General features: G+C 49.4%; 9 protein-coding genes and 1 pseudogene. 2 read left to right on the top strand and 8 right to left on the bottom strand.

Annotated elements, in window-relative coordinates; all coding sequences use genetic code 11:
• Positions 1 to 88: 88 nt before the first annotated feature.
• From WFK81_RS25675 to WFK81_RS25665, 3 genes are all read right to left on the bottom strand, one after another.
• Entirely contained in the window at positions 89 to 1,894 is a 1,806-nt protein-coding gene (locus WFK81_RS25675) for a sensor histidine kinase (RefSeq protein WP_336789590.1), read from the bottom strand.
• Between the two features lie 148 nt (positions 1,895 to 2,042).
• On the bottom strand, positions 2,043 to 3,674 hold the full coding sequence (locus WFK81_RS25670; protein WP_336789588.1) for a response regulator transcription factor: 1,632 nt from the start codon (positions 3,672 to 3,674) through the stop codon (positions 2,043 to 2,045).
• Between the two features lie 171 nt (positions 3,675 to 3,845).
• On the bottom strand, positions 3,846 to 4,079 hold the full coding sequence (locus WFK81_RS25665; protein WP_336789587.1) for an HPr family phosphocarrier protein: 234 nt from the start codon (positions 4,077 to 4,079) through the stop codon (positions 3,846 to 3,848).
• 63 nt (positions 4,080 to 4,142) lie between these two features.
• Between WFK81_RS25665 and WFK81_RS25660 the strand changes: the two genes are divergently transcribed.
• Positions 4,143 to 4,631 (top strand): DUF2663 family protein, encoded by a 489-nt coding sequence (locus WFK81_RS25660; protein ID WP_336789585.1) that lies wholly within the window; start codon positions 4,143 to 4,145, stop codon positions 4,629 to 4,631.
• Positions 4,632 to 4,972: 341 nt separating this feature from the next.
• Here WFK81_RS25660 and WFK81_RS25655 read toward each other — a convergent pair whose 3' ends face one another.
• From WFK81_RS25655 to WFK81_RS25640, 4 genes and pseudogenes are all read right to left on the bottom strand, one after another.
• Positions 4,973 to 5,905 (bottom strand): glycoside hydrolase family 43 protein, encoded by a 933-nt coding sequence (locus WFK81_RS25655; protein WP_336789583.1) that lies wholly within the window; start codon positions 5,903 to 5,905, stop codon positions 4,973 to 4,975.
• Positions 5,906 to 6,133: 228 nt separating this feature from the next.
• Positions 6,134 to 8,305 carry an alpha-glucan family phosphorylase gene (gene glgP / locus WFK81_RS25650; protein ID WP_336789581.1) on the bottom strand — a complete coding sequence of 724 codons (2,172 nt, stop codon included), beginning with the start codon at positions 8,303 to 8,305 and terminating at the stop codon, positions 6,134 to 6,136.
• 164 nt (positions 8,306 to 8,469) lie between these two features.
• Positions 8,470 to 8,742: pseudogene (locus WFK81_RS25645) on the bottom strand (GNAT family N-acetyltransferase); the annotation flags it as partial.
• Between the two features lie 101 nt (positions 8,743 to 8,843).
• Positions 8,844 to 9,755, bottom strand: coding sequence for a DMT family transporter (locus WFK81_RS25640; protein ID WP_336789579.1), 912 nt, complete (start codon positions 9,753 to 9,755; stop codon positions 8,844 to 8,846).
• Positions 9,756 to 9,903: 148 nt separating this feature from the next.
• Between WFK81_RS25640 and WFK81_RS25635 the strand changes: the two genes are divergently transcribed.
• Positions 9,904 to 10,788 carry an AraC family transcriptional regulator gene (locus WFK81_RS25635; protein WP_336789577.1) on the top strand — a complete coding sequence of 295 codons (885 nt, stop codon included), beginning with the start codon at positions 9,904 to 9,906 and terminating at the stop codon, positions 10,786 to 10,788.
• 43 nt (positions 10,789 to 10,831) lie between these two features.
• On the opposite strand, the gene lpdA is transcribed toward WFK81_RS25635, so the two are convergent.
• On the bottom strand, positions 10,832 to 12,214 hold the full coding sequence (lpdA, locus tag WFK81_RS25630) for a dihydrolipoyl dehydrogenase (RefSeq protein WP_336789575.1): 1,383 nt from the start codon (positions 12,212 to 12,214) through the stop codon (positions 10,832 to 10,834).
• Positions 12,215 to 12,279 lie beyond the last annotated feature (65 nt).

The following is a 12,279-nucleotide window of genomic DNA, read 5'->3' as shown; positions in this document are numbered from 1 at the left end:
ATAAGAATGCGGCAGCAGGCCCGAATGCACCCCAATAAGGAAATTCCTTTCCTTATTAACGAAACGCAACTCCCAATAGCTCAGCAGCTCACTCAAAGGTCGAATCCAGCTCCTGGCCTTCCTTCAGCACCGGATGCCTTAACGTAATTTTGGTTCCGATCTCCGGTCCCGTTACAATCTTCAGCTTATAGTCCTCGCCAAAATACAACTTCAGCCGGTCATTCACGTTCCGCAGTCCCACGCCTCTGCGCGATGGCGAGAACTTGCCGCCTGACGGTTCCTCAGCCTGTTCAAGCTGATCGAGCACATGCTGCGGTATGCCTTTCCCATTATCGGCGATATCAATCACAATATCATCCTCTTCTTGTCTTGCGTCAATCATGATTTTCCCTTTGTCGAAGTTATCCCGCACGCTATGCTGGATCGCATTCTCTACAAGGGGCTGCAATAGGAGCCGAAGGAACGGCAGCTCCAGCGTGTCCTCATCGCATGCGTACAGGATTCGGACGGTCTTGCCCATCCTTGCCTGCTCAATCGCCACATAGGCTCTCACCTGATCGAATTCCCGCTTCAGCGTGGTGATCTCTTTCCCTTGGTTGAGGCTCAAGCGAAGCAAATTGCCAAGCGCCGATACCATCTCGCTTATATCGCTCCGGCCGTGGTTTTCCGCCTTCCAACGGATCGACTCGAGCGTGTTGTACAGGAAATGCGGATTGATCTGATGGCTGAGCACCTGGAATTCCAGCGCCTTCTTGTTGCGCTCCGAACGCGCGGCCTCCTTCACAAGCCCGTCTATCCGGTGCACCATATTGCCAACGCTCCGGTAAAGCCAGCCTACCTCGTCCTTGCGGGAGGACCATGGCGATAAATAATGAAGATTATCCGATTCCAGCTTGCGCATCAGGCGGACAAGATGGGCAATCGGCTGCGTATAGGTTACGGTGAGATAGATGACAACACTGAAGCAGCACAGCAAATACACGATGAGAAAAATAATAAGAACTCGGTTAATCTCGTCCATGGCACCGGTCAGCTCTTTCAGCGGCGTTAAGCTGACAATCGTCCACGGATGATTGGCCATCGTCACGTAGGTGGCCAGGTAGGTTTGTCCGCCGATAGAGATGGACTGCGACCCGGCGTCGCTTTTTTTCATATCGTTGACGAAAGACTCCGAAGGGAACGGCTGACCGGTCCATTCATTGACGGCCGAATCGTAATGCACAATGCCTTTATCGTTCACGAGCAGCAGCTTCTGATCCTTGAGCTGATCCGACGGGGAGAAATACCGCTCCAGGAAATCGTCGGACAAATCCGTTGCGATAAGCCCCCGCAGCTTTGAATCATACAATCCGGAGAACCGTTTCACGTAAGTGAGCAGCGGCTTTGCGTATTTCCCCTGCTTCGGCATGGTCAGATACCAGGTCGGCTCTACCGTTGCCTTTGAACGCTGGAACCAATATTGGTCGCCAATCCGCACGGATTCATCGATAGACCGCATATACGAAGGATACTTCGCTGGATTAATCGGATATACCTTCACCCGGAAGGCATCTATAACCGGAGTGGCATGATACAGAGCCGTCAGCATATTAACCGCGAACGACTCCTCATCCTGTTCGTCAACGGGTTCCTTGTATAGCAAGTCCTGGACGCTTTTATTGCCTATAACCTCGTTGACTTGTTCATTCAAATTATTTAAATAGATTTCGAAGTTCTTCTTTGCCTGAAGAAGATAGCTCATCGTCATCTTTGTATTCGTCTCGGATATCCCCTCAATCGACTTGATATGGGAATAGTAGGCGAAGAGCAGGAACGGGACAATGATAATAAGCAAAAAAATAAAAATCATGCGGTTGCGGAAGGACGACGCCAGCCGAAACGAAACTTTTCTCATAACGATAACATTCCCCCTTAAAGTTTGCGTTTCCCTCATTGCGGCGGGGTATCCGATTCTTTACATCAAGCCTCTACTTTCATTCGGATATAGCAAAAGGCAGTTCCAAAGGGAAAGCGTTATTCACCTTGGATACTGCCTTTATGCGTTACTCGTCTATAATGCCGCGCTGCCTTCGGTATTCTTTTGGCGTGCAGCCAACCTGCTTTTTGAACAGCTTCGAGAAATGAACCGGGTCTTTATAGCCGACCTGATAGGAGATTTGGTACACCTTGTATTGGATGTCGCCAAGCATCTCCTTCGCCTTCTCAATTCGGATATCGGTCAAATATTCAAGGAACGTCTGCCGCTTCTCTTTCTTGAACAGCTTGCTGAGCCATACGGGAGTAACGTGCACGGCGCTTGCCACGCTCTGCAGCGTTAAGCTGTCCGCATAGTCCCGCTGCAAAATTTTTTCCGCTTCGGATATAATCTGGCTTGGCGTAGCGGAGAGACTCCGGAAATCGGCGGCGATTTCCTTCAGGCATCGTTCCGCCTGCTCCCTGAGCGACTGCAGCGTATCGTATTGCTCCAGCCGCTCCCAAAGCGCGATCGGATTGCTGCCCCATTTTTTATTCGGAATACCGGCTGCGGCGGCTTTCCTGACAATCTCGAACAGCCACTCGAAAATATTTTGCTGAATATCCCGCAGCTGCGTAAGCTGCCACGCCTGCACCATTAATTCGAATCTTCCCATTGCTGCGGTTATATCTTCATCCGATCCGAACTTGACCAGATCCAGTACTTCCTCCGGCTCTGCCAGCTTCAGATCGGCATGCTCGCTTTCTTCAAAGCCGCCCTGCAGCGTAAAGACGCGATTGCCGCCATAGACGGCCTTCTGCTCGAGAACGCTAAGCGCTTCCGTATACATCTCGTGCAGATGCTCGAAGGTGCAAGGGGTCGTTCGCAGTCCAACGCTTGCCTTCACCTTGACGAAATCATTAATTCGCTTGATGCACAAATGCGCGATTCCGCTCGTCAGCTCCGCCTGCTCCGAACGCAGGCAGCTTAACAGAACAACCCATCTGCCGGAGCTGTCCATGCAGATCGCATACGGGTAAGGATAATCCTCCTCCAGCGTCTGATTCACGACATTGCCGATGCCGAACAGAATCAGGTCCTTTTCCTGCCCGCGCCGGTTCTCAATCGCTTTCAGATCATCGGCAACAATGACCATTACGGTCATATGATCCGCTGTGATCCATTCCATATTTAACGTCGTCAGCCGGTGGCGCCGTCTTGTTTCCTTATACGGGTCATGCTCCTGCTCAACCATTTCCCGAAGCAGTTCTTCGCGCATTTTCGGAATCGCGAACTTCACCTGGTTGATCAGTTGCTGCTCATTATGCTGCTCGAGCCGCTTCCGCTGAGTATTTTCTACCGCTTTGCGGACAATTTGCTCGAGCTCGCTTATATTGATTGGTTTAAGAACATAATCGATCGCTCCGGTCTTCATCGCCTGCTTCACCAGATCAAAATCATCGTAACCGCTCACCACAATGGCTTCCGGATGATAATCCTTAATCGGCTGCACGGCGTTCAAAAATTCCAGCCCGGACATGCGGTTCATTTTTATATCCGTTACAATGAGGTCCGGACGTTCATCCTTCGCCAGCATAAGCGCCGTATCGCCGTCATCGGCGACCAGCACCTCTTCGATCCCAAACGTGCTCCACGGAAAGCGGTTACGTAAACCTTCGCGAATCTCGAACTCGTCATCTACGATTAACACACGCAGCATCCGCTCACCCTTCCCCATCATCTATGTTGCAATGCGACCATTATATCCTGTCCGGCTGTTTAAGCCTACCTCCATACTAAACGACACGATTTTGGATTGCACGGGGGTAAAAGCAAACTTTATGGGGTTGTATTAAATTGTTGAGGAATGCTGCTGCGTTTACCGGTCTATCTAACCAATGACGAGAAACGGTTCCAGCTCTTTGAATAGCTTCTTGTGGTTCACGTCATCCGGGATGACAAGCGTTAACGGCTCGTTCAGCTTCAGGACAAACAGGCCAAGAATCGACTTGGCGTCGGCCATTCCGCTTTTGCCGTGAATCCAGATATCGAAGTCGTAACGGGATACGATATGGTTGATTTGTTCAATGTCCTTCACGTCTCTTACTTTAATCGGCGTAATCATCGGGCAATCTCCTTTAAGCATCCATTTTTTTCTTATTAGTTGTTTGCCGGCAGACATTGCTTTATGCGTACAGGCATAACATGTATTGGACAGGTAAGTTTGAAAGGAGGGGCTGGCATGGCTTGGCGTGAACTCGTACCAAACGATGCAAGGAAAACATTCGAAACACTCATCGACCGAAAAAAAAAGTGGGAAAATTACAAATCAAGAGCTATTTTTTGTGCACTGCTATGCTTGTTTTGTTTTTTAATGTTTGGCATTGTCTACTTCCGCAATATCGGCACCATTCGCGGCAGCTTTGCAAGTTTGTATGAGAGTATCATGAACAGCTCCTTCCTTATGTTCCTGTTAGCGGTCTTTATCGTCAGCTTTGTTTACTTGTACTGGCTGGCCAAGGAGATCGATAAAGCGAAGAAAAAGTATGAGACGCTGCGTATGGAGACGGTAGACAAATTTGATACCACCTGGCTTAAGAGCATCAACTTCGAGACAAGAAGCGAAATCTCCATCGAGATGAACAGCTACGATATCAATATCGATTATAAAGGGTAAATAAAAAGGGCTGTCTCGATGAGAAAGCCCCTTGCGGTGTATTTAAGCTTAACCTGTAATGGTAGCAACTCTGCTACGTTGGATTTCGTACAGGGTAACAGGCCTGTTTTGACTACTGAATCGAGCTACGTTGGATCGCCTCCATTATATTAGTTCATTTTGGACGACAGTGGTTCATTCTGGGCCTTTATGCTGGAGTGAATCCAACGTAGCGAAAAATGTTTGCCTTTAAGTCTGATTTGACTGGTGAGAATCCAATGTAAGTAAGTTAAGGGAGATTTGTTTCTATTATCCGCATTAAAATAAAAAGACGTATGGGCGCCCCATACGTCTTTTTTGCATTATTTCCCCGGCACCCCGAAGTCAGGCGTTCCGTCTTCCTTCCAAGTAAACGCCTGGACGCGGGCATGGCGGTTAGGATCGGAAAGCGCACTGCCGATAAGCTCTTCATAAGGTCTCGCATGATATACCATAAGATCGGTTGAGCCGTCCTCGCTTACGGTGAAGCTGTTATGCCCCGGCCCGTAATTCTCCGTCTCCTCATTCGTCTCGAACACAGGCTTGGGATGCTTGGTCCAGCTGCCCGGATCCAGCAAATCAGCTTCCAGAGAAGCCTCCAACAGGCCCATGCAATACCGGTGATCGGTCGCGCTTGCGGAAAAAGCAACAAAAATCCGCCCGTTGCGCATTAACACGGCCGGCCCTTCATTTACCCGGTAGCCTTGAATCTCCCAGTCATATTCCGGCGTGGAGATCAACACCTGCGGACCTATAATCGTCCACGGGTTAGCCAGCTTGGCTATGTACAGATTGCTGTCGGATTCTTTATATTGCGCCCAGATCAGATACCGTTTCCCGTTATGCTCGAACGTTGTCGCATCCAGAGAGAAGCTTTCGAAGTCGAGCTTTATTTTGCCTTTTTCCACCCATGTGCCCGTAATGGGATCTTCATCGCCGCACTCCAGCACATAAGGCCGAATCGCCCATTGATCCTCCGCCGTTCCCGCCGCGAAATAGATGTACCACTTGCCATCGATAAAATGAAGCTCGGGCGCCCAAATATGGTTGCCCATCTCGCCTGTTTCATGCTTCCGCCAAATGACTGTTTCCTGCGCGTTAACAAGCCCCTCCAGCGTAGCGGCTTTGCGCAGTACAAGCCGGTCATACTCCGGTACGGAAGCGGTAAAATAATAGAGACCATCCGTATGCTTGAGTACATATGGATCCGCCCGGTTTACAATCCAAGGTTTGAGATAATTGTCAGTATCCAACATGAATTCATCACCTCGAGGAATGAAGTTTTACTCCGTTTGCCTGGATACTATTATAACGGAAAAGCACCCGTTGTCCCTACCCTATTCCAAAACAGCCAATACCATCCACTAATCAATAGTAATGATTTGTATTTCCTCGTTCTCCAGGCCATTTCATTGCAGGTTGAAACATGTAAAAAGCCGGATCTCCAAGGATCCGGCTTTTTATATCATCATGCTTCCCTGCTATTACCCCCAAGCAGCCAGCTCCAGCTCGAATTCGTTAGCGAAATCCGGGCTGATTGGAGTAACCCTCACGTTGACGTCTGCCTCCCAGATGTTGTCTGTCGGGATATCTCCGGAAGCTCCTTCAAAGACATACAGTCCCTTTTCCTGCTGCTGTACCGGATCCAGCTTCACCTTCCAGATCCCGCGATGGCCATCGGAGCCAACCGCTTCCACACGGACATCCCCGCGCCATATAGCGCCTAGTTGAATTTCCGCGCGAAATTTTTTTATTTCGTTCCTGCTGCCGTTGTCTTCTTGTATATTCACATTCCTGACCTGAACGCCAGACCAATGGCTGCGGATGAATTGCTTGTAGGCCGCAACCCTTGACGCAACCTCGAAGTTATCCGCGGCGTACCGCTTCCCTCTCTCGCTTGTAGGCACGTACATCTTGTTCCAGTAATCCGTTACCATTCTGTGGGTATTGTAGACCGGCGCAAGCGAACAGATCGATTCCTTCATCAGGTTGACCCATTCCTCGGGGACATTCCGTTCCCCCCGCTTGTAGTACAGCGGGATAATCTCTTCCTCGAGCAGCCGGTAAAGCGCTTCGGTGTCCTGCTTCGCCTGCAGCCAAGGGTCGCCATCGATCGTGCTCTCGATCGCCCAGCCGTTTCGCCCGTTGTAGCCTTCCACCCACCAGCCGTCCAGTACGCTGCAGTTAAGCACGCCGTTCAGGGCAGCCTTTTGCCCGCTTGTACCGCTGGCTTCCATTGGCTTGAGCGGCGTATTGAGCCATACATCGACGCCTTGAACAAGCAGCTTTGCTTTATCCATTGCGTAGTTCTCAACCATATAAACACGGTTTTTGAACCTTTCATCTTGAGACAGCTCTACAATTTTGCGGATCAAGTCCTGCCCGGGTCCATCCGAAGGATGCGCCTTGCCCGCGAACACAAGCACCACCGGACGATCCGGATTCCCCAGAATGCGCGCGATCCGCTCCGGGTCGTTAAAGATAAGCAGCGCCCGCTTATACGTGGCAAACCGTCTGGCGAAGCCAATGATTAGCGGTACTCCGTTCGAAGGGGCGATAGGCAGACCAAAAGCTTGGAGCATCTTGGCTTTCGCCCGCTGGTGCTCCTCCCACAGCTCAAGGCTCGGAATCTCCCGAACAGCAGCCCATGCTTCCGGCTCCGCTGCTTGCAAGGACCAATCGGACGGGAGATAACGATCGAACAGCTCCTTCATGCCGGTGGCCAGCCATGTTCCCGTATGGATGCCGTTCGTGACCGAATCAACGGGAATATCCTTAGCCGGAATATGCGGCATCCACCGGTGGAACATTTCCCGGGTAACTTCGCCGTGCAGCTTGCTTACTCCATTCACCTTCGAAGACGCGCTGACGGCAAGGCGCGTCATGTTGAATACGCCGTTCATAATGCCAAGCGATAATATCCGCTCCCTGTCCGCTCCGAGCTGCCAGTAATAATCGCCAAAATAACGGTCCATCATCTCAACGGAAAACACATCATGCCCCGCCGGAACCGGCGTATGAGTCGTGAATACGGTACTTGCCTTGACGGCTTCAAGCGCCGTCTCGAAAGGCACGCCTTCAGCCGACAGCATGCGGATGCGCTCCAGGGTCAGGAAAGCGCAATGCCCTTCGTTCATATGCCAGACCTCGGGCCGGATGCCCAGCGCGGTAAGCAATCTCGTACCGCCGATGCCGAGGAGAATTTCCTGGCTTATGCGAATATCCTGTGCGCCGGGATACAGCGTGTCAGTCAAGCGGCGGTCCGCATCGCTGTTCGATTCAACGTCGGTATTCAGCAGGTACAGGGTGACAGAGCCTACCTGCACGGAGAACGCTTTTGCATACACCTTTCTGCCTTCCAGCGGAACGTCGATAATAACTGGATGGCCATTGCCGTTCCGCACGAGCTCAATCGGGTAAACGCTCGCCTCCAGATCGACCTCGGGATACCAATGATGCTGCGAGCCGCCTTCGTCAATATGCTGCTGGAAATAACCTTTACCGTAAAATATGCCTACGCCCGTAAGCGGAATATTCAAGTCTGCTGCCGCCTTGATATGGTCGCCAGCCAGTATGCCAAGACCACCCGAATAAATCGGTAAGGATTCATCAAGTCCAAACTCCGCCGAGAAATACGCAATCCTGCTGTTTTGCATGTTTCCACCTCGTTTTTCGCCAATTTGCGCCATGAAAGCGCCACAAAAACTTGATGCCTTACTACTATATGCCGATTCATGGTACTCGTGCCTATGCATTTGATTAAGGGCAACGCAACAAAAAAGCAGCTAATCATTCCGATTAGCCGCTCTGGTGAATAAAGTTACTTCAACGTCTTGCTCATAATAAAATCAATTTGTTCCTCGTCGCCCATATAAAAGGAGTGGACTCCCGTCCGAACGAATCCCGCCTTCTCATAAAAGGCTATGGCGTTTTCGTTCTTCTCCCAAACCCCCAGCCAGATCTTCTTTTTGTCATGGCCAATAGCGATTTTCAATGCCTTGTCAAAAAGATGCTTGCCAAGCCCTTTTCTCTGATAGCCGGAGCGGATATAAATTCTCTCGATCTCAAGCGCTTTGTCACCCATTTGTTCCGTTAGGGACTAAGGACGATTACAGCCCTGTTGTTACTCAAAATGTTATCTTATTTTTGTTGTATTTGCAACAAAAATAAACCGTGAGCTTGATCCCAACCTCATCAATGGTTACCGACTTTCCGCCCTCCGATGAATGATTTTGCCCAGAAATACATGCCCATGCCGAATAAGGTGATTATGCCGCCAGCTAGCTGAAATAAAGAAATGTTTTCTCCCAGCAGCAGGTAAGCGAGAATAATAGCAAGAACCGGCTCCCCAATAATGCCTACCGATACGGTAGTGGCCCCGATGGATTTTAACAGTACGTTAAATAAAAATTGCCCAAAAATAGTCGGGATAATCGAAAGCAGCAAGAAGTAAATCCAATCGGACGAGTTATAATCCGTGAAAGAGTAGTTGTTCATCAAATTATGGATAAACAAAACGACGCCGCCTATGAAAAAAACGATAATGCTGTACATATTGGCATCGATTTGGCTGCTTACTTTCTGCCCCGCAAGCAAGTAGCCGGACACGGCTAACGTACCGATTAACGATAAACCGTCCCCGATTAACGCATCTTTCGATACGCCTATGTCTCCCCACGCGATCAGGATGGAACCAAAAAGAGCCGCAATCAAGCAAGAAACCGTAAGTAGATTAGCCTGCTCTTTAAACAATAAGTAGGAACCAATCATGACAAATAACGGCTGTAAGGCCAGGATGACCATGGAGCTTGCGACCGAGGTATGCACCAGGGATTCCATCCAGAACAAAAAGTGAAGGCCTAATAATATTCCGGCCAGGACCACGAGACTCCAATCTTTTTTATTCAGCTTTATGAAGCGAAGCTGCCTCCAAGGCACAAAAGGGAGCATGAGGATAACGGTAATAAACAAGCGGTACATCCCCGCCACGGAAGTTGGCGTATCCGAGAATTTAATGAGGATCGACGAAACCGAAACAGATAAAATACTGATAAACAACAAAATAAACGGATGAGACGGCAAAGAAGATTTCGTTAATTTAAGCATGGTTCCTCCAAGCAAATAGACAATTCCCCGTGCACGGGAATTGTAAGGGTAAGCCTAAGCTGGATATAATAATATCACCGCGGATGGTTATTTTGTGCAATAATATCTTTCATTTATATCGAAATATCGTCAACAAAGGAGCATGAGTGTGGGAAAACAACTATATGAGGCTATACGATTTCCGGACGAGACCTTTCCGTACATTATGTACACGCATACGATCCATCGCTCCATTCCGGAAGGCCGAGGCTTTAACGATCTTCATTGGCATGAGGAATTGCAGATTACGCTCGCGACCAAAGGGAATTTAACGATCCAGATTAACGGAATCGACTATCATTTGCATACGGGACAGGCTATTTTCATCAACAAAAGCGTCCTTCACATCGTGACTCATCTGACCGCCGAAGGCGAGTATGTCAGCTTTAACTTCCCGGAGAAGCTGCTTGCCTTCTATTCCGACAGTGCCATGGAAAAAAACTATGTCCTTCCGTTTACTAACTCCTATCTATTGTCCTTCGAGATTAAAGGCGATACGGAATGGCAAAAGCAGATTTTGCAGATTCTCTGGTCCATGAAAAAGGAATTCGAGATCAAAAAAAGCTGGGGGTGGCAATATGAGGTGTCGATCAAAACCGTTCAGTTATGGTTGATTCTGATCTCGAATATCTCCCTGCCGTCGGAAGAATCCTCTAAGCATAACCGGCTGAAGCAAGAGAGGCTGCAATTGATGTTAAGCTTTATCCATCAGAACTATTCAAACCCGATCACATTGAAGGAGATTGCCGATGCCGCGCATTTAAGCGTATCGGAGTGTACGCGCAGCTTCAAAACCGGCATTCATATGACTCCTTACTCCTACTTGGTTAAGTACCGCATTAACAAAAGCTGCGAGCTGCTGCAATCGACGGAATATACGATAACCGAAATAGCCAGCAGAGCAGGCTTCAATCATGTGAACCATTTTATCCAAGCATTTAAGAAGGATCTCGAGCTTACGCCTAAGGAGTTTAGGAAAAGTAGAACGGAATAGCTGGGCATAAAAAAACCGCCAAATTCTTGGCGGTTGGAAAAGGTTATTTTTTCGCCAATCTCTTCACGGCATTCTGCGCTGCTTCCATAAGCACTTCGCCCAATGTAGGATGAGGATGGATCGTCAGCGCCAAATCTTCAGCCGTCGCCCCCATCTCGATGGCAAGGCTAAGCTCGGATACGAGGGTGGAAGCTTCTGCTCCAACCATTTGGGCTCCCATAATGATTCCCGTTTCCGCATGGGCGATCACTTTTACGAACCCTTCCGCCGCTCTGACTGCCAAGGCCCTTCCGTTAATTCCAAATGAAGACCTTCCGACAACCGTCGGAATCCCATTTGCTTTACAATCTGTTTCGCTTAATCCGACGCTTGCCAGCTCCGGCCCGGAGAACACGACAAGCGGGATCGCTTTGTAATCAACCATTGTTGGCAGTCCGGCAATGGCTTCGGCTGCAACCATAGCTTCGTAGGAGGCTTTATGGGCAAGCGATGGACCTGTGGTAATATCGCCGATTGCAAAAATATGAGGCACCTCGGTCCTGCATTGCTTATCCGTCTCAATCAAACCTTTGCTCGTGATCCCCAATCCGATTCGATCAAGGCCCAGGCTTCCGTCCGTATTTGGCCTTCTTCCTACCGTTACCAGCGCATAATCCGCTCGAATCGCGTGGCGCCCGTCATTTTTGACATAATGAAGCGTTAAGCCTTCCGAATCTTGCTCTGCTCTAACAGCAGTGGCTTCGGTTACGACGTTCATCCCGTCAGCATTCATTTGCTTCAATACCGGAGCAACCAGATCTGCTTCGAACCCTGGCAAGATTTGCTGTCCCCCTTCTAGAATAGTGACCTTGCTGCCGAATTTGGCGTACATCTGTCCTAATTCAATCCCGATATATCCGCCCCCGATTACAACCAAGCTTGCTGGTATGCTGGCAAGCGACAAAGCTTCCGTCGAAGACAAAACACGATTGCCAAAGGGGAATGCCTGCAGCTCAATCGGACGAGAGCCCGTCGCCAAGATTGCATATTTGAAAGCGATGATCTGCTCTGTCTCCGTTTGTTTGATCCTGACCGTTTGGTCATCAATAAAGCTTGCCTCTCCTTCCAGAACGGTTACACCTGCATTCCGTAAGAGGTATTGAACGCCGCCCGACTGCTTGTTAACGATTGCCTCTTTAAAAGCCTGGGCCTCCGCAAAGGAATCTGCGGAGCCCGAACGGCTCCATAACCTGCGCGAATGGTAACGATGCGCCTCCGCGATTAACGCTTTGGAAGGGATGCAGCCCACATTCGTGCAAATCCCGCCTATTTGGCCGCGTTCAACCACGATTGTTTTCATTCCAAGCTGAGCTGACCGTACGGCAGCTGCATAACCTCCCGGCCCTGAGCCAATGACTAAAACATCCGCTTCTTTTTGTCTATCCATTTCGACGACCTCCTCCTGAGAACTAAATATGATGTCCATAATATATTATTAGCATCATATTTAGA

Origin of the sequence: Paenibacillus sp. MMO-177 (genome assembly GCF_037147795.1) — a bacterium.
GTDB lineage: Bacteria > Bacillota > Bacilli > Paenibacillales > Paenibacillaceae > Pristimantibacillus.
Note: the sequence above shows the minus strand (reverse complement) of the source record. Positions and strands in the feature narration are given on the sequence as shown.

Bases quoted from the DNA above. Each gene is read 5' to 3' on its own strand.
- WFK81_RS25675 (WP_336789590.1), bottom strand. From the start codon at position 1,894: ATGAGAAAAGTTTCGTTTCGGCTGGCGTCGTCCTTCCGCAACCGCATG.
- WFK81_RS25655 (WP_336789583.1), bottom strand. From the start codon at position 5,905: ATGTTGGATACTGACAATTATCTCAAACCTTGGATTGTAAACCGGGCG.
- WFK81_RS25665 (WP_336789587.1), bottom strand. From the start codon at position 4,079: ATGATTACGCCGATTAAAGTAAGAGACGTGAAGGACATTGAACAAATC.
- lpdA (WP_336789575.1), bottom strand. From the start codon at position 12,214: ATGGATAGACAAAAAGAAGCGGATGTTTTAGTCATTGGCTCAGGGCCG.
- WFK81_RS25660 (WP_336789585.1), top strand. From the start codon at position 4,143: ATGCGTACAGGCATAACATGTATTGGACAGGTAAGTTTGAAAGGAGGG.
- glgP (WP_336789581.1), bottom strand. From the start codon at position 8,305: ATGCAAAACAGCAGGATTGCGTATTTCTCGGCGGAGTTTGGACTTGAT.
- WFK81_RS25640 (WP_336789579.1), bottom strand. From the start codon at position 9,755: ATGCTTAAATTAACGAAATCTTCTTTGCCGTCTCATCCGTTTATTTTG.
- WFK81_RS25670 (WP_336789588.1), bottom strand. From the start codon at position 3,674: ATGCTGCGTGTGTTAATCGTAGATGACGAGTTCGAGATTCGCGAAGGT.